We start from the raw sequence: 25,756 nt of genomic DNA on the forward strand, positions 1-25,756 counted from the left end.
GGTCTAGGAAGGAGAGAAAGCGGGAAAAGGGGCCGCGCCGGCACGGCCCGCGTGGGGCAGGAAGACATAAAAGGTGGTACCGGCGCCGAGCTGGGAATGGACTTCGAGGCGGCCGCCGGCGTTCTCGACCATGCGCTTGACCATGTAGAGCCCGATGCCCGTGCCCTCGACGTGGTCGTGGAAGCGCCGGAACATGCCAAAAAGCTGGGGCAACTGGTGGGCGGCGATGCCGAGGCCGTTGTCGTGCACTTCGAGCACGGTGTGGCCCGGGCGCACGTGGCCCCGCACGTCGACGCGGGGCGCGCGGTCGGGCGAGCGGTACTTGACGGCGTTGCTGAGCAGGTTATAAATCACCGAGCGCAGGTTTTTCTCCGAGAACTGCACGGGCGGCAGGGCGGCCACGTCAATAAACAGCTTGGCCCCCGCTTCCTGCAGCAGGGGCTGCAGGTCCTGGCGCACGCCTTCGAGGACGGCGGCCAGGTTGACCTGGGTGGTGGCGGGTTCGTGCTCTTTCTGGAGCTTGGACACGTCGGTGAGGTGTTCGATGGTGCGCTTGAAGCGTTCCACTGCCTCCAGCATGCGCGTAAGCGTGGGGCCAATCTCGGGGCCCTGGGCCACCGCCGGGGGCAGCTCCTCCTGCAGCAAGTAGAGCAGGCCCTCGATGTTGGAGATGGGGGCTTTGAGGTCGTGGGAGGCGGTGTAGATGAAGTTGTCGAGGTCCACGTTGGTGCGCGTGAGCTGCTCGTTGGCGTGCTTGAGGTCGGTAATGTCGATGGCCGAGCCCACGTAGCCGTAGAGCTCGCCACCCGCGAGGAAGCTTGGGGCGCCCTGGGACAGCAGCCAGCGGTACTGCCCGTCGTGGCGCCGCATGCGGTGTTCCAGCACGAAGGGCCGGCGCTCGGCGATGGCCTGCGACAGGGCCTGTTGGGTCTGGGCGAGTTCCTCGGGGTGGAGGTAGGGCCCCCAGCCCGTGGCCGCGTATTCCTGCTCGGTGCGCAGGCCCACAAAGTCGAGAAAGGCGCGGTTGATGTAGCGGATGGTGGAATCGGGGTTTACGGCCCACACCTGGTTGGGGGCGGCATCGGCCATGGTGCGGAAGCGGGCCTCGCTCTCCTGCAGCTCCGCCACAAAGCGTTTCTGCTCGGTGATGTCGCGGGCAATGGCAAACAGGTAGGGCTGGCCGTTGAGTTGCAGCCCGCCCATGCTCACCTCGACGGGATAGATGTGGCCGTCCTTGCGCCGGTGCAGCGTTTCGAACTGCGGAATCCTGCCGCGCTGCGCCTGGGCAAAGGCCTCGTTGAATACGGCGTCCTGGTAGATGGGGTCCACGTCGGGTACCCGCAGGCGGGTGCTTTCCTCGGCCGAGTAGCCCCAGGCATCCAGGGCTTTGGGGTTGAGGTAGGCGAAGGTGCCGTCTTCGCGCATGAGGATGAAGGCGTCGCGGGCCTGGTCGGCCATAAACTGAAAGCGCTTGAGTTGCTCCCGGCTTTCTTCGGCCCGCTGCCGGGCCTGCACCTGCTCGGTGACTTCGAACGCGAACACCAGGGCGCCGTCGACGCGGCCGTGCTCGTCGCGCCGTCCTTGGTACACAAAGGAGAAGTACCGGTCCTCCAGCACGCCATCGGCGGGCCGGACGATGGGAATGAGCAGGGCCTTTTCCTCGTGCGTTTGGCCCGTGGCGTACACCCGCCGCAGCAGCGCTTCCACGGGGGTGCCGACGAGTTCGGGCAGGGCCTCAAAAGTGGACTGGCCCAGCCGCGCCCGGCCGTGCACCAGCTGCTGGTAGGTGGGGTTCACAAACTCGTACACCAGCTCGGGCCCGGCCAGGATGCAGATGGCGGCCGGGGCCTCGGTGAACAAGTGCAGCAGCTGCTGGCGCTGGGCTTCGCGCTGCTGGCGGGCCTGCACCTGCTCGGTTACGTCGTAGGCAAACACGGACACCCCCGCAATCTGGCCGGCTTCGCGGTAGGCCTGGTAGGTGAAATTGAAATACGTTTCCTTGCGCCCTCCGGCCGGCTGCTCGATGTCGAGCTGCACTTCCCGCCCAACAAAGGTTTCCCCGGTGCGGTACACGCCGTCGAGCAGCGCCACGAAGCCTTGCTCGGCGGCGTCCGGCTGAATTTGGGCAATGGTCAGGCCCCGCATGTGGCGGCCGGGAAACAGCTCCTGGTACGCTTGGTTGTGGTACTCGACCACGTGTTCCGGCCCGCGCAGCAGCACGATGCTGGCCGGGGTTTGCTCAAACACCTGGTAGAAGGTTTCGCGCTGCTGCGCCTGCTGCCGGGCGGCGGCGAGCAGGTCGGCCTGCAGGGCCAACCCGGCTTGCGTGCGCTCCTGCACGCGGGCCTCGAGCTCCTGGTTGAGCTGCTGCACCTGCTGGCGGGTCCGCACCTGCTCGGTGACGTCGTACGAGAAGTTGAGCAGGCCGTCGACGCGCCCCTGCGCGTCGCGCAGCGGGTGCAGGCAGAGGTTGAAAAACAGCTGCTGGGGCGCCCCCGTGTCCTCGAAATCGAACCAGCCCTCCATCTCGTACCCGTAGTAGGGCTCCCCGGACCGGTAGACCTGGTCGAACAGGTCCGCCACCCCCAGCGCGATGGCCTCCGGCATGCTTTCGCGGAACGGCCGGCCGGGAAAGGCGCGGTGCGGGAACATGCGCTGGTAAGACGGGTTGACGAACTGGCAGCGGTGGTCGGGCCCCTGGTACACGGCCACGTAGGCGGGCAGCCGCTGGAGCGCCTCGTGGAAGCGCTGGCGCAGGGCGTCGGCGTCGGCGCGGGCGGCTTGTTCGGCGGCCTGGCTCTCGCGCAGTTGCCGCTCGGCTAGTACGCCCGCCGTAATGTCCTGCACGGACTGAATGAGGTACTGCACCTGCCCGGCGGCGTCGAGCACGGGCGTGTGGCGCGGCTTCCAGTGGCGTTCGACGAAGTGGCCGGGCCGGTCGGGGTCGGGCACATCGTGGTGCTGCAGGGGCGGTTCGTGCGGCTGTTTGGTGGCCCGCGCGGTTTCCAAGGAAGCGCGGATGTTGGCCCCGCCGTTGGCCTCGGGCGTCTCGGGGTTGTCGGGAAAGGCGTCGAAGAGGTTCTGCCCGACGAGGGTGGCCCGGTCGGCGAGGGTGGCGGCCAGGTAGTCGTCGCTGGCGCCGAGTATCACGAACTCCGGGGACAGCAGCAGGTTGGCGCCGGGCAGGGTGTTGAAAATGGACAGCAGGTCGAGTGGTGGCAGGGCCATAGGCGTTGGGGCAGCAGTGGAGGCGGTTTGTCAATACGAGAGCCGGAACTACGGGGCTAAGGCAGGGGCACAAAAAAACGAGCGGACCAGTTGGTACGCTCGTTTTGGTATGGGACAACGGGTGGATGGTGACGCTACCCGGCCGCTACCAGCGGGCCGAAGTGGCGGTGCAGCAGGGTATTGATTTTTTCCTGGTTCAGGGGCTTATCCAGGAAGCCGGCAATGGGCAGAGCGTTGGCCCGGCCCAAGTCCTGGGGGCTAAGCGAGGAGGTGAGGACGACCACCACGGCGCCCTCCTGCTGGGCCAGGGGCAGGGTCTGGAACGCCTCCAAAAATTGAAACCCGTTCATGACGGGCATGTTGAGGTCGAGCAGGACCAGCACGGGGTTGGCGGTGCCGAACGTGTTACCTGGCTGAGACAAGATTTCCAGGGCTTTGCGGCCGTTGGTGGCTACCAGCACCTGGTCGGCGGCGTCGAGGCGGGTCAGCAGCCGCTGGTGAAGAAAATTGGTGGTGTCGTCGTCGTCGACCAACAGAATGGTGGGAATTCGGCGCATAGCAAGCATAAAATAAGGAACGGGGGCAGGCCTCTAGAAGCAGGTTTAGCAGGATAATTAAGCAGCCAGGGGTGTCGGGACCGGCGCGGGGAGCATGATGGTGAAGGTGGTACCCACGTCGGGCGTGCTCTGCACGGCGATGGTGCCGCCGGCGTTTTCCACGATGCGCTTGACCATGTAGAGGCCGATGCCCGAGCCCTCGACGTGGTCGTGCAGGCGACGGAACAAGCCAAAGAGCTGGCCCTGTTGAGTATCATTCAAGCCGAGGCCGTTGTCCTGCACGTCGAGCACCACGGTACCGTCTTCGGCACTGCGGCAGCGCAGTTCTACCCGCGGCGGGCGGTCGGGGTCGCGGTACTTGAGGGCGTTGCTGAGCAGGTTGTAGACGATGCTGCGCAGGTTTTTGGGCGCGAAGGACACCCGCGGGCAGGCGGTCACTTCCACGGTGAAATGGGCATCGGTGAGTTGATGGACCAAATCGAGGGAGATGTCGTTCACCAAGGTGGTCAGGTCCACGGATTCGGTTGGTTGGTCGGCGGCCCGCTGCAGCCGCGTCAGGTCGGTGAGCTGGGCAATGGTGAGCTTGAAGCGGTCCACGGCCAGCTGCATGCGGTCGAGCAGCGGGGGCACGTGGGGGGCCTGCAACAGGTCGGCGGGCAGCTCTTCGCACAGGGCGTGCAGCAGGCCTTCGAGGTTGGTGATGGGGGTTTTGAGGTCGTGCGAGGCCGTGTAGATGAACGTGTCCAGGTCGTCGTTGGTGCAGGTGAGCTGGCGGTTGCTTTCGGTCAGGGCCCGGTTGGCGGCCTGCAACTGCCGCTGCTGGGCCTCGCGCTCGCGCCGGGCCAGCACCTGCTGGGTCACGTTGAACCCGAAGATGGAAACGCCCGCCACCGCGCCGCCTTCGCGGAAGGCCTGGAAGGTGAAGTTGTAGTACTCCCGGCGGGCCGGCTGGCCGTCGGTGGGCGCCACCCGCACGGGCAGCTCGGCGCCGAAGTAGGTTTCGCCGGTGCGGTACACGCGGTCGAGCAGGTCGATGGTGCCCCGGGCCTGGAGCTCGGGCAGGTCCACGACTACGTCGCGGCCCGCAAACAGCTGGCCTGGAAACAGGGCCTGGAGGGCGGGGTTGACGTATTCGATGCGGTGGTCGAGCTGGCGCAACAGGGCCACCAGGGCCGGCGTTTGCTCGAACACCTCGTGGAAAGTGTCGCGCTCGGTGAGCTGCTGCCGGGCGGCGCCGAGCACCTCGGCCTGCAGGGTTTCGGCGCGGCGGCGGGCCAGCACGGCGTCCGTCACGTCGTAGGCGAAGATGGACACGCCCGCCGTGCGGCCGTGCTCCTGGTAGGCGTCGAAGGAAAAGGTGAAGTAATGCGTGCGGGCCGGCTGGTCGTCGGCGGGCGCGAGGGACAGGGGCCGTTCGATGCCGAAGTACGACGTGCCGGTGCGGTACACGCGCCCCAACCGGGCCGCGAGGCCCTGCTGCAGGGCTTTGGGCAACACGTCCGCCAGCGGGCTGCCGGACGGCAGCGGGCGGCCCGCCAGCCGCTCAAACGTGGGGTTGGCGTAGTCGAGCACTTGGGCCGGGCCGCGCAGCACGCAGATGGCGGCATGGGTCCGGCCGAGGTAGCGCATCAGGGTGGCGCGCTGCTGCTGGGCGTCGGCGCGGGCCACGGTCTCGGCGGCCTGGCTTTCGCGCAGGGCCGTTTCCACGGCGGTGCACGGGTCGCCGGCCCGGTCGGTGAAGCTGGCCGCCAGCAGCGGGCCCTGGCGCTGGGCGGTTATCCGCACGTAGCGGCCCGGGCCGTCGGCCGGGTGGTCCACCTCGAAATGGTCGGCCTCCTCGGCGGCAAACACGCGGCAGCAGAAGGCAAACAGGCCGTTTTCGCGGGCGTCGGGGAAGAGCGTGAGGAAGGTTTCGGCGGGCCGTTCGGGCTGGCCGAGCAGGAGCTGGCCGGCAGGGTTCAGGTACGTGCAGGCAAAGTCCGTGAGGGTAGTGCCATCGGGGCCGTAGTGGGGGCGCCACAGGGCCAGAGCGGTGAGTGAAACCGCCAGCAGGGCCCGGAGGTCGGTGGCGGAGGGGATTGGTGGAACGGCCAGATTAGAAGCCATACGAAGCGTAAAAAGGCCGGAGCCCGAAATAAGAGTGAACCTTTCGGACGGGCCGAGGGCTGCCCGAGCGTCAGCACGGAACGGGTGGGGAGGTATTGGGGAATTAGAGCCAGGAGGACTACTCTGCGGCTTAATCCGGTGCGGGGAGGCTTAGCACGGGACCGAAACCTAAGCGTACTTCGACCTGGTCAAGCGTCAACTCGCCCCACACAAAACGGTCCAGCAACTCTCGCTCGTAGACCGAGGGTGCAAAGTGGGTGTTCTCGGTCAAGGTAAGGACTGCGGCCAGCGCGCGCCGACGTCCATTTTCAGTTGCCAATAGGCTATTTTTCATCCACAAAGAAACACCAATGACGAGCCGGTGTTGCCAGAGAAAACACGTAATTTGGAGGGGGCACTACGGAGCAATTGTACGTATTTTGAGTTCCATGCCCGCCAAAAAGCCCTTTTCGTAAACGGGTGAGTTGCTTAACCGGAGTGTACTGAAAACGCAATCGAGCGGGCTAGGTGGTCCGCTTGTTGCGGTTGTGACCACCAGCAATGGCCTTGTTGCAACGATGCTGGAGCATCATGCCAATAGGAATGAGGAAAGAAGTTTGCACATAGGCAAGCTAATTTGACAGCGCCTGTGGCATTTTACTAATATTATTGACATAAGCACAACTAATATTATTAGTAATGCCGTATACTTGCATCCCGAAACAGGGCGTAAGCATATGGAAAACGTGATTTTACTTGGTGAGGCCCGGATGGAAGCCGTGCTGCTGCCCTTCATCAATACGCTGCTCTCGTGCGGGTTTCCCTCGCCGGCGGCGGACTACGAATCGGAGCTGGTGGACCTGAACCAGTTGATGCTGCGGCACCCGGACGCCTCTTTTCTAGCGCGGGCCCACGGCGACAGCATGACGGGGGCGGGCATTCACGACGGGGACGTGCTGGCGGTGGACCGCAGCATGCGGGCGCAGGACGGCGACATTGTGGTGGCCTGCGTGGAAGGCGAGCACACGGTGAAGCGGCTGCGCAAGCGGCTGGACTCGGTGGTGCTGGAGGCGGAGAATCCGGGGTACAAACCTATTGTGGTTAGCAACCCGGATGAGCTTAGAATATTTGGCGTGGTGGTGCTGGTGCTGCACCCGCTGGTGACGGAGGGGCGGCGGGGACTGAGCTACGTGCGGGCCAAGTAGCGGGGGACCTCACGGGACCCTTATGGTACGGCCCTGATTCGCTTAATGCGCTAAGTCGTTGGAGAGGGGCGCCTGATTACTAACAAATTATACTAACCTGGCACCCCTCTATGACGGGAGCCTACTACCCTAATGCCTCATGTTCGGCCTGGTTGATGCTAATAATTTCTACGCCTCGTGCGAGCGGGTTTTTCGGCCGGCGCTGGAGGGGCGGCCGGTGGTGGTGCTTTCGAATAACGACGGCTGCGTAGTGGCGCGGTCGCAGGAAGCCAAGGCGCTGGGGCTGAAAATGGGGGTGCCCTACTTCCAGGTGCGGGAGCAGTTTGAAAAGCAGGGCGGGGTGGCGTGCTCCTCGAACTACGAGCTGTACGGGGATTTGAGCCGGCGTTTGATGTGGTATTTGCAGCAGGTGGCGCCGGCGGTGGAGGTGTACTCGGTGGACGAGGCCTTTCTGGATTTGCACGGCATGCAGCGGCATTACAACCTGGCCAACTGGGCTGGGGACGTGCGCGGGGCTGTAAAGCAGCGAACCGGCCTGCCGGTGTGCGTGGGCGTGGCCCCGACTAAGACGCTGGCCAAGGTGGCGAATCGGCTGGCGAAAAAGGCGGCTATTGCCGGGTCGGGCTCGGGGGTGCTGGTGCTGGAGGACGAGGCGCAGCGGCGCGAGGCCTTGGCGCAGGTGGCCGTGGAAGACGTGTGGGGCGTGGGCCGGCAGTCGGCCGCCAAGCTCTACGCGGTGGGGGTGCGAACGGCAGCGCAGCTGGCGGGGGTGGGCGATGCCTGGGCTCGCAAGAACCTAGGCGGCGTGGTGGGGGCGCGGCTGCTGCACGAGCTGCGGGGGTTGTCGTGCTCGCGGGTGACGGTGGAGGACGAGGCGCGCAAGTCGCTGTGCTGCTCGCGGTCCTTTGGGAAGGTGCTGACGGAATTTGAGGACGTGGCCGGGGCGGTGGCCACCCACGCGGCGCGGGCCGGCGAGAAGCTGCGAGGCCAGGGCCTAGCGGCGCAGCTGCTGACGGTGTTTGTGGAAACCAGCCGGTTTGCGGGCACTCCCCCGCCCTACTCGTACTCTTCGCAGCTGACGCTGACCCTGGCCACGGATGATACGCTGACGCTAACCAAGGCGGCCCGGCGGGGGCTGGAGCGGATATGGCGGCCGGGCCTGCGCTACGTGAAAGCGGGCGTGCTGCTGGACGGGCTGGAGCGGGCGGGCAGCGGGCCGCAGGCCACGCTGTTTGAGGAGGCGAAGCGGGTGCCGGAGCGGGCGAAGCTGATGGCGGCGCTGGATGCGCTGAACGGGCGGTACGGGGCGGGCGCGGTTAAGGTGGGCGCGGCGGTGGCGGCGCCGGGCAAGCCGGAGCCCTGGGCCATGAAGCGGGACGCGAAGAGCCCGGCGTTTACGACGAAGTGGGCGGAACTGTGGGGCGTGAAGTGCTGACGGGGCGGCTATTTATTCTATACCAACAAGGTTATGGCAAACGCTCGAATGCTGATGGGGGCCCGGGTTGCGGGCAGGCCGGGACAGGGCCGCACCATGGAAATTACGCGGCCGGGCAAAGCACCGTGGCGTACGCTGCTGCCGGCGGAGCTGGACCGGGACGGGGCAACGCCGGCCCTGGTGGACTATGTGACGGCGCAGTACCTGGTGGACCTGCCCAAGGAAGGCCTTCGGCTGGGGTGGGAAACCATCTACGGGCTGGTGCGGACGACGCTGATGGAAACGGACGACCCGGCCACCGACTCGGCGGGGGAAGTGGCGCGGCCAACTGAATAGAACCAGAAAACAGATTTTCAACTCATTTACCCTCACTCTTATGGCTCATCCTACTCCTCCTGCTCACCTGCCCGGCAGCCTGCCCCACTATGAAACCCGACGCGGCGTGGTGCGGCGCCTGCACAACCGGCGCGTGATGATGCTCATCACGCCGGAAGGCGACTACCAGATACAGATTGCCAAGGCGCTGGCCCCGGGCGAGGCGGCCGAGCTACGCCGGCTCGGGCACCGGGATGCCGTGGACGACTTCATTTTGCGGGACCGGGCGCGGTACTCCATTGTGCAGCTCACGGCCGAGGCGTTTGAGGCGGCGGTGTCGTGCTATGAGCAGCTGAAGGGCCGGCGACAGCGGAAGAAGTAGCGGGGAACCGCTGCTCACACGCTGCAATGGGATATGCTAAAAAAAGCCCTGGCTCCTGAATAAGATGAAAGCAATGACCTTTCCCCTACGTAAATAGATGTGCAAGAAGGCACTTGTTGCGAAAAGGATGCTAGAAACCGTCAAAAAAAAACTGCCACTACGGGATGCAGTGGCAGTTTTGCTAGATTTAGTACCGGAGGCGAGTTCGATTTGTAATGCGCTGCGCTGGTATTAATACACGAACTGGGTCGTAAATGCGCACATCAGTTTTATCATGTTCCAATGTGGCAACCAAGGCATAACGTTGAAAGGAATCTTCGCCCGAAAAGCGTTTATGACTTCCTACCAGTACATGAAATTTGCGGGCTCTTCCGCCGACCGCGAGTTTACTACCAAGTTTTGCTTCAAACGAGGCAGATTGGACAGTAGACCATTCTAATCGGGTTTCGGTGGGCGTTAAGCTTTCGGATTTAATTTTGTGACCTACAGGCAATGTTCCAGCCATAAGACTTTGTATTTGAGATACTGTCTTATCCCTAAACAACTCAAACCACATTGTTTTGCCAATGTATTCTTTCCTTGAACCCCGAACAGGCGGGTCATAAGCAAGCGTGAATCGAATACGGCGCCGGTCATTCCCTGCAATAAACTCTTCTGGAAGCTTCAATTCATAGAGCTGGTACTGGTCATCTGCTATTTCATCTTCAGCATAAAGCACAACCCTTGTATCCGAAGAGAAAAGCGCTCTCTCAGCGTTGGGCTTCCCATAACCCATCGCACGCAATACACTTAGCTCAGTGTCTGCAGGCCGGTGTCCAGAGATAAAATCTATAGCAGCCTGTGTATGCCTTGCACTATTTACAACTAATGCCCTAATAAGATTTAGCGATGCGACGCGGCCACGTTTCCTAAATTGATGCTCAACCCTAGCGGCTATGTGTGTTACAAAAGGTGCTGCAAAACTTGTTCCACAAGCTGCTGCAAAGGGTCTGCCGCTACTTGCAAAATTGAAAGCAAGAGAGGGTTCACCAAGATGGGGGTCATTACCAGCCCATTTGTAAGGTGGAATAGCAAGATTTAGTAGATAATTCCCTCCATAAGCGACTAGCTCAGGCTTAATACTTCGGTGTAGCCCTCCCCCTCGGCCTTCACATATACCGGTTCGGGTAAATGCCGAAGGTGCTTCTTCAGGTGAGGCAACGGGCGGAAATGTTTCGGTTGGAAATCGTAAGTTGGAGGCAGCAGGCTGCTCACTTCTTGCGACTGAACCAACGGTTAACGCGTTTGCTGCGGTTGCTGGGTCTATAAGAGAATGGTCAGTACCGTAAATGTTTTCCAATACGCCTTTACGAAGGTCAGCTCGAGTACTTGCTGAGGGAACTGCTGGCGATTGGTTGTTACCTGCTGATACCACAATTACGATATTCAGTTCACTGGCTAACTTATCAATTAGGAGTGCCCATGGCAGCTGGTGACCACGGCTGTACTTTCTAGCTAAATTGCCTAGAGACAAATTAAAAACTCTACACTCATAAGCTGAAGCCGCCCATCTTATGGCGTCCTCAATTTGTGTTTCAGCACGTTTTTCATCGGTAAACTCTGCACCTCCGAAAGGCCCTTTATGCAACACCTTTGCATTAATAACACGGACTTTTGGCTCCCATATATTGCGTGGAATACATTTCGCAACATCACCATAAACCACGATGCCCGCCACGTGAGTGCCATGGCCAACCGTATCGACGGATGTTCCATCGCCCGAATCGAAATCATTAGAATCAACGACTGCCCCCCTTAACAAAGGGTGTCCTGGCATAATACCTGAGTCGACCACGCAGGCTAAAGGCATATCTTCCTCAAAGTCTAATGTATCTGGTAAACTGGTGTTTCCAAAGACATCAAATAATTGAGGTGGCAAACTTGGAGGCAAATCGAGTCGTGAAACTCTGTCGTAAGCCAATAGCTTTCTAGCTACTTCCTCGTTGCCTTCGACTCGTGCAATGATGAGCATGTCACCAATAGCCTTGATGTCGGTAACACGACCACCTGCTTCCTGGATTACGTTCCTAGCATTTAATTTTTCCGCATTTACATCCTCTCCTGTATGCCACAGGTCAAGGTCGAAAAAGAAGTCATCTGCTGGAAAACCAACTTCTTGCAATTTTGCACCGAGCCGGTCTTGGGAGGAAACAATACCAATACTAACAAATGCATCAAAGAGCAATGCTCGTTGAATAGTAGTTAGCCGAATCTGGCTTGCTCCCTGTCTATAGTTAGACAACTCCGCATTAAAGCGTCCTATCGATGCCTCATCATGAAATTGAATAAGCGTTCTGTAAAACGTTTCCCGTTCTTTCTTAGAAAAATCAGAAAATTTCCACCCGACCCCTATTGCACTTCTCTCTAGCAGGCTCTTAAATAGAACAGCATCCTCCTTGCTTCTAAAAACAAAGCGTACTTTTTTAGGGTCGTCTTGACCAACATTAGTACGCACAGATTCAACTGACTTAACCTTTAATCGTGCTAGGTCTAATCCGTTTAGCAATTGACCTTTGGTACGAGTTCTAAGACTGAGCGCGTCAATAGTAAATATTGGCTCATCTAGCTCCTCCTCAACAGCTACCTCAGATAATATGTGTAGACCTAAACGGTCTTCGAGAGTAGTTCGTGTTTCCGAATCAATCAGAGATGTAAACTCTAGCACCAACATTTGAGTTGGGCTTAGCCCCAACTTCTGCCTTTCATCCTGTATGATGCTCAGAGCACTATTGATGCCTTCTTCAAGTGCCCTCCCATGTGTGGGTTGGTTCCTAACGGGTAAAGAAGGAGGTGTGAAATTTCCAGATTTACGTCTTGCAGTTGGAATATCCAGCCTCTGCCAGGGTAGATGGGCGTAGTCAGGCATCTTAATCAGGGTCAATGGATGGCGGTTCAGCCAAACCGGGGCGGACAAGTAAATGCTTACGCCGTTGTTGGCGTTGAACAGCGCTGGTTAATAAGTTTGGAGTCATTACTCTTTTCCCTTCCAACGCTAAACGTTTTTGCACATCAAGACACACGCGTTCAGCGTCTGCAAAACTCATCCCGAGCAAACTAGTTGCTGCAGTTTCAAGAGTTTCTTGTGGGGGTCGCAAATGATGAAGACGACGTTCTAAAAGGAATATCAGTTGCTCATGAGAAGGTTTATCGAAACGAATAACTTCGTCAAACCTACGCCATAAAGCTACATCTAGTGCTTGTTCAAAATTGGTGGCAGCAATTATGAGGGAACGGCCTTTAAAACTGTCAAGCAATTGTAAAAAGGCATTTACCACACGCTTTAACTCACCGTGTTCAGTGGGGTCATCACGCGAACGGCCAACGGCATCGAACTCGTCGAATAGTATTACCCATGAACCATTCGCAGCATAGTCAAATACTCGACGCAGATTAGCAGACGTTTCGCCCAAGAGGCTCGAAACTACCGCATCAAAACGTATATAAAGAAGTGGGAGACCTATTTCACACGCGATGGCCTCCGCCGTGGCAGTTTTACCACAGCCAGGCGGTCCGCAAAAAAGCATTTTTTGACTTGCAGCAAGCCCGTTCATTTCGAGTAATTCCCAATGCCGAAATTCCTCGAGGACAAGACCTAATGATTCACGCTGCTCATTCGATAGTACTAGTTGGTCAAGTGGCTGATTCGGCCACCTTACTTCCATTAATGGGGTTCCTCTGTCAGGGTCTTTAGGTAATGGTTCTAAGCCATTACTCGGTTTCGGCGACCGAGAGGTGCTGGTATTCTTTAAAATTCGGGTCAGTTCATTAGCTAATACGACATGGTGTTTTTTCCGCTCTTCCTCTGCAATAACCGTAGCAGTGGCGATGAACGACTCATTATCTCCTCGTTTGTAACTGAGGAACAATTCTTTGATTAAGTCCCCTCGTGCCATTATCTGTTTCGTTACTACCCTTGGTAAACAATCAACACAACGCTTGTCAAAGTCGTCGAATCTTTGCGGAGTAGGTTTCAAAGGTAACACTTACCTCTTGCTAAAGATGCCCGCACTTTAGCTATTTAAGTTAGTAAAAATCAATATCATAGAATAGGAGTTCAGTGCGTTAGTATTTTCGCTATATAATCTTAATTATCAAATTATTAACTCGCGAACATTATTAGCACAGCAGAATTCTTAATTGAGTACTGCAGTTCGCATGCCAACCACGGCGTTCCTTGCGCTGGGGGCTTGGTGCTCCTCAAGACGCTGCTCAGTTGCTTGCTCGGGGGTGATGAGACCACGGACCACGCAGGCCTTAGTCATGGTGAACTTCTGGCTGAAGGTCGTGATGTTAAGGCGTGTGTGCGCGGCATAACGGGTGTCTCCAAATTTTAGTAATAGGTTAATATTTGACGGCAACGTTCGAGGAAGTGAGGTTTGAGAAAGTACCCCGACGCATGGAGCAAGCAGCAATGACTTCGTCGGTGGCGCCGTTGCGGTGCTTGGCGATGTCGAACAGGACGGTATCGGCGGTGGCGGTGCCGTTCTCGTACTCGGCGATGTTGTAGTATTCGCCGCGCCACATGAACACGATGCAGTCGGCGTCCTGCTCCAAGCTGCCGGATTCGCGCAGGTCCGAGAGTAACGGGCGCTTCTCTCCTCCCCTTTTTTCCACGTCGCGGGAAAGCTGGCTGAGGGCGATGACGGGGGCGTTGAGCTCCTTGGCTAGTTCCTTGAGGCCGCGGCTGATGCTGCCGACTTCCTGCTCGCGGTTGCCTTTGGTGTCGCCACGCATGAGCTGGATGTAGTCGACCAGGACCAGGCCCAAGGGGTGCTGGGCGTGGAGGCGGGCGCATTTGGCGCGCAGCTGCTGGATGCTGAGGCCGGGGGTGTCGTCGAGGTGCAGGGCGTGGCCGTGGGTGCGCAGGCGCTGGGCTTGCTCGCGGATGTGGGCCACTTGCTCCAAGCCGCCGGGGAGGTTGCCGCGGCGCAGGTCGGAGTTGGAGTAGCCGGGAACTTCGCTGGCCACCATGCGCTGCATGAGCTGCAGGGTGGGCATTTCGAGACTGAAAATGGCGGTGTGGTGGCCGTGGTCGAGGGCGGCGGTGCGGGCGAAGTGCAGCAGGGCGGCCGTTTTGCCCATCGCGGGGCGGGCGGCGAGGAGCACCAGGTCGCCGGGCTGCCAGCCGCCGGTGAGGCCGTCGAGGGCAGTGAGGCCGGTGGGGATGCCGGTGAGGCCGCACTGTTGGACGGCTTGGGCGAGGCGGTCGAAGGTGGGGTCGAAGGCAGCGGCGGCGGTTTGGCCGGGGCGAGTTTCGAGGGTGCGGTGGAGGCTGGTGAGGCGGTTTTGGGCGTCGGCCAGCAGCTCCAAGGGGTCGCGGGTCTGGTCGTAGCCGTGGGCGGTTAGCTCGGTGCCGACGCGGATGACGACGCGGCGCGCGTGCTGCTCCTGCAGCAGGCGGCAGTGGGTTTCGAGGTGAGCCGCCGAGTTGATGCGGCTGGTGAGGCCGGCGACGAAGTGGGGGCCGCCGGTGCGCGCCAGGGTGCCGCGGTGGCGCAGTTGGGCCACGACGGTGAGCAGGTCGGCGTGGCTGCCTTGCTGCACCAGGTCGCGGATGGCCAGGTACACCTGCTGGTGGGCGGTGTAGTAGAAGACTTCCTCGTTGGGCAGCAGGGCCAGCAGGGTGCGCTGGGCGTCGGCTTCGAGCATGGCGGCGCCTAGCACGGCGGCTTCGAGGTCGAGGGCCTGGGGTGGCAGGTGGCCGCCGGCGGGCGCGGAAATGGCGGGACGGCGGGCGGCGTAGGGTTGGAGTTGATTTTCGGACATGACGAGTGGGATTAGCTCCAGCGAGTGGGGTCTAGGGGTTTGGGAGACGTGCGGGCCCGGGTTGGGACCGGTGGGCCGCTGCCGTGGCGGGCGGCAGCCGAGGCCTGGAATTGGGGGCGGCGTCGCATCCAGTTGCGGAAGGCGGCGCGCCAGTTGACCATGGGGGTTTTGCCGCTCACGCGCCAGCCGTTGCTTTCGTAGTGGTCGCAGAAGGCGGCGGCCTCGGTTTGGGCGTCGGCGCTGTCGGGGTGCTGCGCGGCGGCGTAGGCTTGAACCTCGGCCAGCGTGGGAACAGGGTTTTTATTATTCGCAGACGTGAGTGCGGGTGTGGGGGCGTCAGCCTTTTCGCCTCTCTCTACTTCTTTAGAAGTAGTGAAACTGAAATTAGAAGCCTTTACAATTGCTTTCGATTTTGGGGGCTTTTGCTTTTTGCTGGAAAGCTTTTGCTTAGCCGGGGAAAGCAATTGCTTTGCGGGTGAAGCTGGGGGCGCGGCGGGCAGATTTTGGGAAACCAGTTGGTTATTTTCAGCAAGCAATTGCTTTTCGGGCCGGCCGCCTTTGCGGCCGTTGGCAGCCAGGCGTTGGCGCTTTAGGAGCTGCTTTACGGCTTCTTGCACCAGGCGCGGGTTGTGGCGGTGGGTGGGGTCGTCGGGAGCCAGCGGGAACTTGCTCAGCAGCAGCTCGCGGCTGATGGCCCACTGCTCGGTGGTGAGGCGGGCGGTGCGGCGGATGCGGTGCTCGTCGTCGGGCAGGTAGCCGGGGCGGTCGGACTGCCAGGAATTGAACAGCAACAGGCAATAGGCCCCGACCTCATGCACTTCCATGAGCTGCACATCGGGCGAACTCAGAAAGTCGCCCGTGTAAAACATAAATGCGGGGGCCTTCATGCTAGCGGGCCACCGTTAGCTGGTGGGGCGCGGCGGCCGGCTGCTCGAACAAGTCGAGCTGGCGGTAGTCGGTGCATTTGCCGCGCAGGGCGGCTTCGACCTCGGCCAGGGCCTCCAGCAGCTCGGTTTCGAGCAGGGGCGCGTAGGGGTAGTTGCCCTGCTCGTCGTCGAAGGATTGGTAGGGCGTGGTGAGATTGAGCACCCGGCCACCGGTTAGCTCGCGCTGGCCGATGAGCGTGACACCACCCTGGTGATGGCCCATGGAGAAGCCGGTGACGGTGAACTGGGCGAATAGCGCCGGGAGTTCTTCGGCGGTGTCGGGCCAGTAGTTGGGCGTTTCGGTCAGCTGCTCGGCGAGCAGGCACAGGTGGGGCACCAGGCGGCTGAGGCGGTGGGTCAGGTCGGGGTGCACGAGCTCGGCGCAGGTGAGGGCAAAGGAACGGGGCGGGGCGTCGTCGGCGCGCTGCTCGGTGAACTCGCAGGTAAGGTGCTGGTCTTTGAGCTTCACCTTTTGAATGGTGATGATGGAGCGAGTGGCCGCGGCGGGGTTGGGTTCGGCCGCAGCAGGACCAACCAGGGAGAGTAGCTGGGACATTGGGAAAGGGTGGTTAGGCGGCGACCTTCATCGTCGGGGATGCCGTGGGTGGTGGGCCGTCGAGCGGGCGGCGGTTGTAGCGGGACAGGTAGCGGTCGAGCTCGGACTGGCGGAAGCCCCACTCCTTCTCGTTGAGGCGCAGGCCGGCCAGGCGGCCGGCGCGGCGGGCGTTGCGGACGCCTTCGGGCTTGAGGCGCATGTAGTGGGCGGCTTCGCGCACCGTGTGGATGCGGTCGGGCGGGGGCGGTGGAGCTTGCGGGGCGCGGGCGACGTCGGCTTCGGTGGACTTGAGGCGCTGCACGTCGGCCAGCAGCTGCCGCCACTCCTGTTCGGGGACTAGCAGGGCAACTTGCATGGCTTAGGCGGGGGTTGGGGTGGCGGCAGCGGCGAGGTTTTGGCGGTTGGCGAGGGCTTCGAGGTCGGCCCGGCGCTTTACTTCGGCATCCAGCTCCTCAAAAAAGGCTTCGGCCACGTCCATGTTGAAGTAGCGGCCGGACACGACATTGTAGACCTGCTGGCGCGTAAATGCTTTACCCTTAGCTTCTAAGTTGGTGAGGATGCGAGCGGCGTAGTCGCTGCGCTTACCAAAAAGATGGCGCTGCTCTGAAATTTTCTTTGCTATGTGTTCCATTTTGTTTGCCGGTTGTTTAACTTTGTTTTCGAGACAGGGCAATTTTACGACAACAAGTTTGAACTGCCAAATAAGTTTTAACAGACAAGTAAAACAAAATGGACGAGCAAAAGCAAATTGGTGACCGTTTAGCGTCTATAATTGAGCATTATGGCGACTCTGTCTATGGTGCTGCAAAGAAACTTGGACACGACCGACCCACTAAACTTTACAACTTTATTGGACACAAATTCAAGCCCGGCTTTGACACGCTGGTGGAGGTGCTGGAGCATTACCCGGAGGTAAACCCGGGCTGGCTACTGCTGGGCAAGGGCGACATGCTGGACATCCCGACCGACGCGAAACCAGACGCGGCCAAGCCCAAGAGCCAACCGGAGCATAAGGAGGGCCACCGCTACGGAGGGCTACACGCCCCGGCGGTTATCACGCTGGACAAGTCGGGCCAGGAAGGCATCATGCTCGTGCCCACGCCGGCGCAGGCCGGCTACCAGCTGTCGCGGGAGCGGCCGGAGGTGCTGACCGAAATGGACCTGGAGCTGTTGACCATGCCGCAGTTCTCGGGCAAGTCGCATCGGGCCTTCGAGGTGGAAGGCTCCAGCATGGAGCCAACGCTGTGGACCAGCGACGTGGTGGTGGCGCGCTGCGTGGACAACTGGCGCATGGTGAAGCCCCGCCACGTGTACGTGGTGGTGACCGAGGAGAACATGATGGTGAAGCGCATTCCGCGGCCGATTCAGGACGAAGACCAGGAAGTGGAGCTGCTGTCGGACAACGCGTACTTCTCGCCCCACGTCATCCCCCGCGAAACCATCTGGGAAATCTGGGAGGTGCGGGGCATCCTAACCACGCGGGTACCGGCCAACAAGGAAGAAGCTTTCGAGCGGGTGGCGGGCCTGCTGGAGGTGATGGCGCGTGACTCCCACGACGTGCGCGGGCGGCTGCTGGAACTGATGGACCGGGTGGCCACGCGGCCGGAAGAGCAACTGCGGCTGAAGTAACCTCTCCCCTATTGTAGGGCCAAAAAGGCAGTTCAGTGGGTTATGCGCCCTGGCGTGCCACCTGTTTGAAGTAACACCAAATTTATTTGAAGATTACCAGCAGTCAATCAAAGGGTTAGCGTCTCGTTTTTGAGGCTGGACGCTACCCCGGCTCTGGGTACTTGTAGAGGTTGACTCCCCTACCAAAAAAGCAAGCCTCAAAAGCTGAATATCTGTTTTGCAGATGCAGCTTTTGAGGCTTTTGTTTTTCCACAGCCCCTAAGCCCAACAAGGTATTATGACTGCAGTTGACCACCTGTGCTGGCGATGCCTGGCTACCCACCTGGTCGTTTGCCAAGTATTTAGCTGCGCTTAGTCGGCCTTGGGGCAGCCGGCATTCTCAGCCGTGCCGGGCGTATCGGGGCACTTGTCCTCGGCGTCGGGCACGCCGTCGGCGTCTTTATCGGGAGAAGTTGCAGGTGTGGTGGCCGGCGCAGTTGCAGGAGCAGCAGCCGGCACAACGTCAGATGAAGGAGAAGAAGCGGGCTGAGCGTCCTGCACAGGAGTAGCTGCAGGCGCAGGAACTGCGGCATCTGGCGTAGCAGCTGGAACCACGGGGGCCGGGCAGCCCTTATACTCCCAGCTTCCTTTCACTTTGGGGCACTTATCGAGCTTGTTGCTGACCTGGTCGTTGTCTTTGTCTTTGTGGCGCTTCTTGTGAAGGGCCAGGGAAAGGCCAAAGTAGAGGTCGGCGCCGGTGGTGGTGGTGAGGCCCATCAGGCCCCCCAGGTTGTCGGAACCAACGACTAGAGGACCCAGCCGGACCATGGCGCCCAGCTGCAGCTTGCGGTAGTTGTTCGCCAGCATAATCGGAGCGGCTACTTCGGCGCGGGCAAACTCGATGCGAGGCGTAAGCGCCAGGCTGCTAAGGCTGCGCTGGCCAATCGTATTAGCCGGCAGCAGGTTCTGCGTCCAAAGCAAGCCGGCAAATAGGTGGTTTACCAGCCGGTAGTCGCCCGTCAGGCGCAGCGTGGTGGGCAGGTAGCTGGTGAAGCGGGTGGTTTGCTCGCTCAGTCCAATCAGGCGCTGGAAGGTGGGACTAATGTCGTTGGCATCGTCAATATCCACGTCGTCAAAGTCTAGTTTGACCACGCCGTTGTTTGCAATGCGGGCCTGCTGCACGTATCGCTCGTTGCCGTAGCGAATGGCTCCGATGTCGGTGAGAGCCAAGCCAACCCGCATGCGGTACTTGTTTCTGGAGGGGTCGGTCCAGTCCTTGCCATCCATGTGGTACTGGTACTTATCGTACTTGGGCCGCCACTCATACATTACTCCCAGGTCGAAGCCGAAGCCGCTGCCTAAACGCTGGCTGCCGAAGGGGGTGCCAGCGCCAAAGCCGGACTGGTCATAAAAGTCAGGATTCGTGAAGCCGTAGCTCAGCTTGCGGTCGCGGAGCTCCACGCTGTTGTCGTCGTACACGTGGTATTCAGTGCCTTCGTTCAGCAGAAAGGCGCCGCCCAGCCCCACCAGATACTTCACCGTTCCCCCAACTTTGAGAAAATGTTGCGTATTGGGGGTGAGCGTGCGGCCATAAGACAGCGCAAACTCATGGTAAGAGCCGCCGCTGAAGTTGAAATTATTGTCCGACGACAGCTGATTCAAACCCAGCCGGCTGGCCGTATCAAACCCATTAAAGGCGAGCCGGGCGAGGTTTTCGCTGACGTTGTTTGCCTGAACAAAGGCGCGCACCCGATTTGTGAAGGCCAGTCCTTGGTTCGGGCCCAGCGAAAACATGAAAGACGGCAGACGTCCTTCTCCCGTGACGCTGGCAAACTTGGCTTCGCCACTGAGTTGCTCCTTCAGGTATTCCTTGCGGATTTCGAGGTCGCCGTTGATGAACTCCCTTGCGGGTGCGGGTAATTCCAGCTGCAGGTAGGTATTGTAAAAATTGACATTGGCGGCCCCTAGGTTCAGGTAAAACCTGTGCCGGGAATCGGCCAGCGAAGCCGGATTGATGTAGAGGTTATTGGTGCCGCCGTAGTTGCTGTGCGCCAGTCCCGTCCAGCCCTGGCCGGCCCCGGTGCGGGCCCCCAGTAACAGCATGGCAAACAGAAGGGGCCGTGGCCAGTGCTTAAGTACAGGTGTATGCATAGAGCAGAAATAAGGTATTAAGAAAAGCGGAGGAGTGAATAAGTGACTTTGCCTGAGCGAAATGCTGAGTTAGCATGGCCGCTAAACCGCCTACCTGGGTGTGCGGCGTATTAGCCCAGTGGGCATGAAGGAATCAAAGAGCAACCCGAGAGTTGCTGCAACCGTGGTCGACTATTATAAGAATTGCCTTGTTCTACGTAAAAAATAGACCTCCAGAAGCGGTAGAGCGTATTCTGCATAGCTGGGCCTATTTATTGGATCGATTTCAAATCACAAAGCTTCGAGGCTTCTGCTCTCTTCACAATACCCACTTTTCAGTATTTGCCCTGAGCAGGCACGGCGCACTGTTTATTCTGCCGAATAATCAATACCCCAAATAGGGTATTTTTATTTGATATATTATGACGATTTAGATTTTTTTCTACCCTATATAAGTTTATCACCACTATATCAGGTCAAAAGCACGAGCGTATTCGGTCAACTCATAAGAGGTCCGAATGCCCAACTTCCGGCGCAGGTTGCGTCGATGAGTTTCTACGGTGGCAGCCGATAAGAATAGCTCTGCCGCAATCTCGGGGGCACTCAGGCCCAAGGCCAGCCGGCGCAGCACCTCTCGCTCCCGGGCCGTAAGCGTGCTAAAGCTGGCAGAATGCTGGCGCAGGAAGTTATTTTCTTCCAACAGCCGGCTCACCTTGTGCGTGACGTGATGCAGGGGGTCGATGGGACATGCCGTCGTAATCAGCAGCAGCGGCGAGCCATCGGTATCGCGCAGCAACACCCGGCTCAGCGAAAAATACCAGGAGTATTCAGGACTTTGCGTGGTGCGCACCTGTTGAAAAAAGCTGACCATTGCCCAGGGGTCGGACGAGCCTGCCATCTCAAGTATTTTGGGCAAATAATCCGAAACATCGGTTGGGTTGAAGAACACCTTATGATACTCGGGCCCCATTGCGCGCAACGCCGGCAAAGTCGTTTGCAGCAACACCATGCCTTGGCGCGACATGTACTCCACTGAATCAGTCAGGATGTTGTGGATGATAGTAACCCCCGGATGCAAATCCGCAGTAGCAGCCACCTCGGCCACCGCATAGGCCATGCGGTTTTGTTGTAAGAGCGTACGTGCGTTTGTTTCAGAGCCGGAAGAAGCCAATGCCGTTATTGCAGAAGTATTCTCAGAAATCATAGTAAGCCAGCTAATGATTTGCAATATACCTGCTTCCAATCATCCTGAAAGGATGTTAAGTGCGCTTGATGAGGGAATTATTGCACTTTTGTAGCTCATCCCTAACATCTGCGTTTATGATGGTTTTCCTCGCCCGATCTACCTCTTTTTTTATAATCGGCGGCATTTGTCTGCTTACAGCAGCTGCTCTGCTGGGTTGCGCAAGGCCAGCGAGCAGTTCGAAGGCGCAGGACTACCTGGTGTATGTGGGCACCAACGTGGCTTCGGCAGAGGAGAACACGATTTTCCTTTACCGCCTCTCTCCTGCCACCGGCGCCCTCACGCGCGTAAGCGCCCAGCGTGGCGGGGCCAGCCCCACTTACCTGGCCTTGTCGAAGGGGCAGCGCTTTTTGTACGCGGTCAACGAAACCCAAACGTTTCGGGGAGAGAAAAGCGGGAGCGTGAGTTCCTACGCCGTGGACCGGCGCACCGGCAACCTCACCCTGCTCAACGAGCAGCCCTCGATGGGAGCTTTGCCCTGTTTCATTAGCCTTGACCGAGGCAGCAAATCGGCGTTGGTTGCCAACTATGCGGGTGGCAATGTGGCCGTGCTGCCACTGCTCGCCGATGGCACGCTGGCACCGCCTGCATCCACCAGCCAGCACGAAGGCAAGGGGCCTCACAAAAACCAGGACGGCCCGCACGCCCACTGCATCATTGCAGACCCCGCCAATGCCTATGCCTTAGCTGTAGACTTGGGCACCGACCAAGTGTACCGATATCGGCTGAACGCTCGTACAGGCCAACTCACGCAGATGGCCGAGCCCGCCTTTGTGGCCCGTCCCGGCGCCGGCCCCCGGCACCTCACCTTTCATCCCAACGGCAAGCGCGCTTACCTCATCAACGAGTTGAACTCAACCGTTACGGCGCTGGAATATGAGGCAGCGGCTGGACAGTTCCGCGAGCTCCAGACGGTGTCGGCGCTGCCCGCGGGCTACGAGGGGGCCAATTCCTGCGCCGATGTTCACATTTCGCCCAATGGCCGGTTTCTGTACGCCTCCAACCGGGGACACAACAGCATAGCCGTATTTACTATCGACGAAGCCACCGGCGCGCTGGCCATAATTCAGCACGTTGAAACACAAGGAAAGACGCCCCGCAACTTCACTCTCGACCCCTCTGGGAGCCTGCTGCTCGTGGCCAATCAAAACTCCAACAACGTGGTGACGTTCCGCGTGGACCAGGCGACCGGCCGGCTAGCCCCTACCGGCCAAACGGCAGAGGTGCCTTCGCCCATGTTTCTGCAAGTAGTAAGCGACTTTACCAAATAGCCGCCTGTTGCGCAACACGTTGCAGGAAATAGCGCCAGCCAGCGCAGCGGCCAAGTTGTATAACAGCAGGTACGGCCGCTGGCTTGATGGGGGACTGCGGCCTAGGTTGTCGAAATAGCTGCCCTCGCCTGCACTGGGCCATCCTGTTCCGCAAACAGGCCCTGCACCACGGCCACAGCTTCTTCGGCGTTGCTGGCCCAGGCATCAGCGCCGGTGCTCTCCCACAGGCTGGCATCATGCCCAAAGGGGCGCCCTCCTACCAATACCCGCACGTGCCGAGTGCTGGCATCGCGCCGCAACGCGGCCACCAATTCGCTCAGCAGGGGCACGTGATGCGGCATAGAGGCCGCTGTGAGCAGCAGTTCCACCCCTTGTTCGGCTACCATGCGGCAGATGCTATCAAGGGGCGTGCTGGCACCCAGGTAGCACACCTCCCACCCTTCGTATTCCAAAAAATCGGCCACCATTTGCAGGCCGAGGGTGTGCAGGTCGCCGGCCACGCAGGCAGCCAGCAAGCGGCGGCCGTTGCGCGGTGTGCGTTGAAAGTATGGCTGTAGCTGGGCCATCAGGCTGGCGGTGGCAGCCGTGCAATAATGCTCCTGGGCGACGCTGATGGTGTTGCTGTGCCAGAGGCTTCCCACTTCACGCTGGGCAGGCTGCAGCACGTGCAGATAAAGGTCGCGCACGTCACTGCCGCTTTCCGCTTCGTCAAGCACTAGGCGCTGAGCCCCAGGGCGGTCGCCGGCCAGAAGCAAACTCAAATAATTTTCGGCCATATGGCTGAAGCGGCTGGTAGCTGCTGAGGACTCAGCTGGCTCGCTCGTTACGGGCTGCTCAGGTTCCGTAGCTGAGGCAAGTGCATTGATGGCCGCGCTCAACACGCTGGCCACCAGGACGTACTCTCCCACGCTCAAGCGCAGGAGCACCGCCTTGCGCACAGCAGCTATTTGCTCAATGGTTGCTTTGGGGCCCTGACGCTGGCTTAGTTGGAGCACGTGCGCGTCGAAAAGAGCCGGACTGGCCATCAGCACGGAGTTGGCGAGCGAGAGAATGTGCTGCCTATAGGCTTCCTTGTCAACTGGCTGGGCGCTATCGAGAGGCCCAGCTGCATTCATTTTGTTGGGAATGGGCTGCTGATTAGCGGCATAATCAGCCAAGGCATCCAATTCTGTGTACAGTCGTTGGGCTACCTGCTCGCGTAGCACGTCTTTAGTGGGCAATGGTTCAAATCGATTAACGGTATAGGATAGTTGGCTATAAAAGCACCACTTCCTTACGTATTATAAGCGAACGGGATACATACCCACACTCATTCAAGGCAGAAAATTCTGCTTAAAAGCATAATTTCATCCGCCCTGGCTGATACTTTTTTTTGAGGGTTTAGACCTTTTTCTAACAACAGGCTTACTTAAGCAGAAATCTTTATTAGGTAATTCTCAGTAGCCCCAATCGTTGAGAAACGCTAGAAAAAAAGTTAGCAGGTGCAGCAGCTAGCACCGATTGGATGAAAAGCCCGTGAAGAGGATTAGCTCCTTGTATGATTGAACTGCCTTACATTAGAAGGTAGCCAGAAAAGAAAACGGGGACACGCAACGCTCCTAACGGCGGCCCTTCGGGACTGACCGTGCGTTGAAGAGTCGGTGCCCCGTTTTCCGTTTTTGCCCGAAGACTGCACAGTATGGAGGGAGCCGGGCCTGCGTCCGGCATCCCGCATTTGTACAAGGAAAGTTGCGGTAAAAACCTGCCTAGCTGCTTATTCACCTTTTCCCCTTCGCTTATGCCCACCGCTCGTTCCGCCAGCGTCCCCCTGGAATACGTGGTGGGGATTGACATCGCCAAAGACACCTTTGTGGCCTGTGTTGGCCGCATCGATACCCGCCAGCACCTGTGGTTCGGCAAAGAAACCACGTTTGCCAATACGGCGGCCGGCTTCGCGGCGCTGCTGGCCTGGACGGCCAAGCAGCAACTCGCCGCAGCTCCTTGCTGGTTTGTGGTCGAGGCCACGGGCGTCTACTACGAAGAGCTGGCCTACTTTTTGGTCGACAACGCACAAACCTTGAGCGTCTTGCTTCCGAACAAAGTCAAGCACTTTGCCCAGAGCACCGAGCAAAAGAGTAAAACCGACCAACTCGATGCCCGCCTGCTTTGCCGCTTGGGCTTGGAGCGCGCCTTGCCGGCCTGGCAACCGCCCACGCCCGCCCTGCGCCAGCTGCGCGCGCTTTCCCGCGAACGGCAGAGCCTCACCCAGCAGGCCGCCCGGCTCAAAACGCAGCGCCACGCCTACCAGCACCGTTACCAGCCGGATGCGCGCACCCTGGACCGATTAACGGCCCGCCTGCACCTGCTGGACCAGCACCTCCACGCGGTGGACCAGGACTTGGCCGCGCTGCTGGCGGCCGAGCCGGAACTGGCCCGCAAACTGGCCCATCTCACCAGCGTGCCGGGCATTGGCCTGACGACGGCGATTGTCGTGGTCACCGAAACCACCGGCTTCGCGTTGATTGAAAACGAGCGGCAATTGGCCTCTTACGCCGGGCTGGACGTGGTGCAGCGGCAAAGTGGCCTTTCCGCCGGGGCCACGCGCATCTCGCGTCGCGGCAACGTGCGCTTGCGGACGGCCCTCTATTTGCCCGCCGTCAGTAGTTTACGCTTCAACCCGCAGCAAATCGCCTTTTATGCCCGGCTACGGGCCCGCCAGCCCAGCGGCAAGCCCGGTGTTATTGCCGTCATGCGCAAGCTGCTGCTGCTTTGCTACTCGCTGTGGAAGAACGACTGCGCCTACGACCCCCAGTACCACCCGGCCCGTTGCCTGGAAAAAGAAGTAGCCCCGACCAGTTGACGGGCCGAGGCTACGCAGGATGGACCCACAGGCCCTCCTTAAAGGGGCCTAAAGGTAAAAAACTTGCCCCATCTCTTGCTTTTTATCACAGCATCTTCAACAATGGCACAATGGCGGGTGCGGACCAAGCTCATGGCCCGGGGTAGGCAATTGTCTATAATCCATTACTGC

Annotated in this window: 21 protein-coding genes; 7 read left to right on the forward strand and 14 right to left on the reverse strand. The window is 59.7% G+C overall.

What is annotated here, in order from left to right:
- Positions 1 to 3 precede the first annotated feature (3 nt).
- The 4 genes from ACP7AJ_RS17500 to ACP7AJ_RS17515 all read right to left on the reverse strand — a co-directional run bounded on the left by ACP7AJ_RS17500 (position 4) and on the right by ACP7AJ_RS17515 (position 6,225).
- Positions 4 to 3,228, reverse strand: coding sequence for a PAS domain-containing protein (locus ACP7AJ_RS17500; RefSeq protein ID WP_426061488.1), 3,225 nt, complete (start codon positions 3,226 to 3,228; stop codon positions 4 to 6).
- A gap of 134 nt (positions 3,229 to 3,362) precedes the next feature.
- Positions 3,363 to 3,785: a response regulator gene (locus tag ACP7AJ_RS17505; RefSeq protein ID WP_426061489.1), complete on the reverse strand. Its 423-nt coding sequence runs from the start codon at positions 3,783 to 3,785 to the stop codon at positions 3,363 to 3,365.
- 57 nt (positions 3,786 to 3,842) lie between these two features.
- Complete coding sequence (locus ACP7AJ_RS17510; RefSeq protein WP_426061490.1) at positions 3,843 to 5,891, reverse strand: sensor histidine kinase; 2,049 nt, start codon at positions 5,889 to 5,891, stop codon at positions 3,843 to 3,845.
- 130 nt (positions 5,892 to 6,021) lie between these two features.
- Positions 6,022 to 6,225, reverse strand: a complete 204-nt coding sequence (locus ACP7AJ_RS17515; RefSeq protein ID WP_426061491.1) for a hypothetical protein — start codon at positions 6,223 to 6,225, stop codon at positions 6,022 to 6,024.
- Between the two features lie 391 nt (positions 6,226 to 6,616).
- Here ACP7AJ_RS17515 and umuD point away from each other — a divergent pair, with 391 nt between their 5' ends.
- The 4 genes from umuD (at position 6,617) to ACP7AJ_RS17535 (ending at position 9,207) form a co-directional block, all read left to right on the forward strand.
- On the forward strand, positions 6,617 to 7,075 hold the full coding sequence (gene umuD, locus ACP7AJ_RS17520; protein ID WP_426061492.1) for a translesion error-prone DNA polymerase V autoproteolytic subunit: 459 nt from the start codon (positions 6,617 to 6,619) through the stop codon (positions 7,073 to 7,075).
- A gap of 139 nt (positions 7,076 to 7,214) precedes the next feature.
- Positions 7,215 to 8,510, forward strand: a complete 1,296-nt coding sequence (locus ACP7AJ_RS17525; RefSeq protein ID WP_426061493.1) for a Y-family DNA polymerase — start codon at positions 7,215 to 7,217, stop codon at positions 8,508 to 8,510.
- A gap of 33 nt (positions 8,511 to 8,543) precedes the next feature.
- Complete coding sequence (locus ACP7AJ_RS17530) at positions 8,544 to 8,846, forward strand: hypothetical protein (RefSeq protein ID WP_426061494.1); 303 nt, start codon at positions 8,544 to 8,546, stop codon at positions 8,844 to 8,846.
- Positions 8,847 to 8,886: 40 nt separating this feature from the next.
- On the forward strand, positions 8,887 to 9,207 hold the full coding sequence (locus tag ACP7AJ_RS17535; protein WP_426061495.1) for a hypothetical protein: 321 nt from the start codon (positions 8,887 to 8,889) through the stop codon (positions 9,205 to 9,207).
- A gap of 187 nt (positions 9,208 to 9,394) precedes the next feature.
- Here the strand turns inward: ACP7AJ_RS17535 and ACP7AJ_RS17540 are convergent, their stop codons facing one another.
- The 7 genes from ACP7AJ_RS17540 to ACP7AJ_RS17570 form a co-directional block, all read right to left on the reverse strand.
- Positions 9,395 to 11,917 (reverse strand): S8 family peptidase, encoded by a 2,523-nt coding sequence (locus tag ACP7AJ_RS17540; protein ID WP_426061496.1) that lies wholly within the window; start codon positions 11,915 to 11,917, stop codon positions 9,395 to 9,397.
- A 196-nt stretch (positions 11,918 to 12,113) separates the two neighbouring features.
- Complete coding sequence (locus tag ACP7AJ_RS17545; protein WP_426061497.1) at positions 12,114 to 13,220, reverse strand: AAA family ATPase; 1,107 nt, start codon at positions 13,218 to 13,220, stop codon at positions 12,114 to 12,116.
- Positions 13,221 to 13,587: 367 nt separating this feature from the next.
- Positions 13,588 to 15,012, reverse strand: a complete 1,425-nt coding sequence (gene dnaB, locus ACP7AJ_RS17550) for a replicative DNA helicase (RefSeq protein WP_426061498.1) — start codon at positions 15,010 to 15,012, stop codon at positions 13,588 to 13,590.
- An 11-nt stretch (positions 15,013 to 15,023) separates the two neighbouring features.
- The gene (locus ACP7AJ_RS17555) at positions 15,024 to 15,899 is read right to left on the reverse strand and encodes a DUF1376 domain-containing protein (protein WP_426061499.1); all 876 of its coding nucleotides are present in this window, start codon (positions 15,897 to 15,899) and stop codon (positions 15,024 to 15,026) included.
- A 1-nt stretch (position 15,900) separates the two neighbouring features.
- Positions 15,901 to 16,494: a hypothetical protein gene (locus tag ACP7AJ_RS17560; RefSeq protein ID WP_426061500.1), complete on the reverse strand. Its 594-nt coding sequence runs from the start codon at positions 16,492 to 16,494 to the stop codon at positions 15,901 to 15,903.
- A gap of 13 nt (positions 16,495 to 16,507) precedes the next feature.
- A complete protein-coding gene (locus tag ACP7AJ_RS17565) occupies positions 16,508 to 16,849 on the reverse strand; it encodes a helix-turn-helix domain-containing protein (RefSeq protein WP_426061501.1) in 342 nt (113 codons plus the stop codon).
- Between the two features lie 3 nt (positions 16,850 to 16,852).
- A complete protein-coding gene (locus ACP7AJ_RS17570; RefSeq protein WP_426061502.1) occupies positions 16,853 to 17,125 on the reverse strand; it encodes a hypothetical protein in 273 nt (90 codons plus the stop codon).
- Between the two features lie 98 nt (positions 17,126 to 17,223).
- Here ACP7AJ_RS17570 and ACP7AJ_RS17575 point away from each other — a divergent pair, with 98 nt between their 5' ends.
- Complete coding sequence (locus tag ACP7AJ_RS17575; protein ID WP_426061503.1) at positions 17,224 to 18,123, forward strand: S24 family peptidase; 900 nt, start codon at positions 17,224 to 17,226, stop codon at positions 18,121 to 18,123.
- Positions 18,124 to 18,474: 351 nt separating this feature from the next.
- On the opposite strand, the gene ACP7AJ_RS17580 is transcribed toward ACP7AJ_RS17575, so the two are convergent.
- Positions 18,475 to 20,253 (reverse strand): DUF5723 family protein, encoded by a 1,779-nt coding sequence (locus ACP7AJ_RS17580; protein ID WP_426061504.1) that lies wholly within the window; start codon positions 20,251 to 20,253, stop codon positions 18,475 to 18,477.
- Positions 20,254 to 20,698: 445 nt separating this feature from the next.
- Positions 20,699 to 21,436, reverse strand: coding sequence for a response regulator transcription factor (locus ACP7AJ_RS17585; RefSeq protein ID WP_426061505.1), 738 nt, complete (start codon positions 21,434 to 21,436; stop codon positions 20,699 to 20,701).
- 116 nt (positions 21,437 to 21,552) lie between these two features.
- Between ACP7AJ_RS17585 and ACP7AJ_RS17590 the strand changes: the two genes are divergently transcribed.
- Positions 21,553 to 22,746: a lactonase family protein gene (locus tag ACP7AJ_RS17590; protein WP_426061506.1), complete on the forward strand. Its 1,194-nt coding sequence runs from the start codon at positions 21,553 to 21,555 to the stop codon at positions 22,744 to 22,746.
- Positions 22,747 to 22,847: 101 nt separating this feature from the next.
- On the opposite strand, the gene ACP7AJ_RS17595 is transcribed toward ACP7AJ_RS17590, so the two are convergent.
- Positions 22,848 to 23,966, reverse strand: a complete 1,119-nt coding sequence (locus tag ACP7AJ_RS17595) for a cobalamin B12-binding domain-containing protein (protein WP_426061507.1) — start codon at positions 23,964 to 23,966, stop codon at positions 22,848 to 22,850.
- A gap of 557 nt (positions 23,967 to 24,523) precedes the next feature.
- Here ACP7AJ_RS17595 and ACP7AJ_RS17600 point away from each other — a divergent pair.
- Positions 24,524 to 25,585: an IS110 family transposase gene (locus ACP7AJ_RS17600; RefSeq protein WP_426061508.1), complete on the forward strand. Its 1,062-nt coding sequence runs from the start codon at positions 24,524 to 24,526 to the stop codon at positions 25,583 to 25,585.
- Positions 25,586 to 25,756 lie beyond the last annotated feature (171 nt).

It is taken from the genome of Hymenobacter sp. B1770 (genome assembly GCF_049896385.1).
Taxonomy (GTDB): Bacteria; Bacteroidota; Bacteroidia; order Cytophagales; family Hymenobacteraceae; genus Hymenobacter.

Coding starts and splice junctions, on each gene's coding strand:
- ACP7AJ_RS17500 (WP_426061488.1), bottom strand. CDS start 3,228: ATGGCCCTGCCACCACTCGACCTGCTGTCCATTTTCAACACCCTGCCC.
- ACP7AJ_RS17505 (WP_426061489.1), bottom strand. CDS start 3,785: ATGCGCCGAATTCCCACCATTCTGTTGGTCGACGACGACGACACCACC.
- ACP7AJ_RS17510 (WP_426061490.1), bottom strand. CDS start 5,891: ATGGCTTCTAATCTGGCCGTTCCACCAATCCCCTCCGCCACCGACCTC.
- ACP7AJ_RS17515 (WP_426061491.1), bottom strand. CDS start 6,225: ATGAAAAATAGCCTATTGGCAACTGAAAATGGACGTCGGCGCGCGCTG.
- ACP7AJ_RS17525 (WP_426061493.1), top strand. CDS start 7,215: ATGTTCGGCCTGGTTGATGCTAATAATTTCTACGCCTCGTGCGAGCGG.
- ACP7AJ_RS17530 (WP_426061494.1), top strand. CDS start 8,544: ATGGCAAACGCTCGAATGCTGATGGGGGCCCGGGTTGCGGGCAGGCCG.
- ACP7AJ_RS17535 (WP_426061495.1), top strand. CDS start 8,887: ATGGCTCATCCTACTCCTCCTGCTCACCTGCCCGGCAGCCTGCCCCAC.
- ACP7AJ_RS17540 (WP_426061496.1), bottom strand. CDS start 11,917: ATGTTGGTGCTAGAGTTTACATCTCTGATTGATTCGGAAACACGAACT.
- dnaB (WP_426061498.1), bottom strand. CDS start 15,012: ATGTCCGAAAATCAACTCCAACCCTACGCCGCCCGCCGTCCCGCCATT.
- ACP7AJ_RS17555 (WP_426061499.1), bottom strand. CDS start 15,899: ATGAAGGCCCCCGCATTTATGTTTTACACGGGCGACTTTCTGAGTTCG.
- ACP7AJ_RS17560 (WP_426061500.1), bottom strand. CDS start 16,494: ATGTCCCAGCTACTCTCCCTGGTTGGTCCTGCTGCGGCCGAACCCAAC.
- ACP7AJ_RS17565 (WP_426061501.1), bottom strand. CDS start 16,849: ATGCAAGTTGCCCTGCTAGTCCCCGAACAGGAGTGGCGGCAGCTGCTG.
- ACP7AJ_RS17570 (WP_426061502.1), bottom strand. CDS start 17,125: ATGGAACACATAGCAAAGAAAATTTCAGAGCAGCGCCATCTTTTTGGT.
- ACP7AJ_RS17575 (WP_426061503.1), top strand. CDS start 17,224: ATGGACGAGCAAAAGCAAATTGGTGACCGTTTAGCGTCTATAATTGAG.
- ACP7AJ_RS17580 (WP_426061504.1), bottom strand. CDS start 20,253: ATGCATACACCTGTACTTAAGCACTGGCCACGGCCCCTTCTGTTTGCC.
- ACP7AJ_RS17585 (WP_426061505.1), bottom strand. CDS start 21,436: ATGATTTCTGAGAATACTTCTGCAATAACGGCATTGGCTTCTTCCGGC.
- ACP7AJ_RS17590 (WP_426061506.1), top strand. CDS start 21,553: ATGATGGTTTTCCTCGCCCGATCTACCTCTTTTTTTATAATCGGCGGC.
- ACP7AJ_RS17600 (WP_426061508.1), top strand. CDS start 24,524: ATGCCCACCGCTCGTTCCGCCAGCGTCCCCCTGGAATACGTGGTGGGG.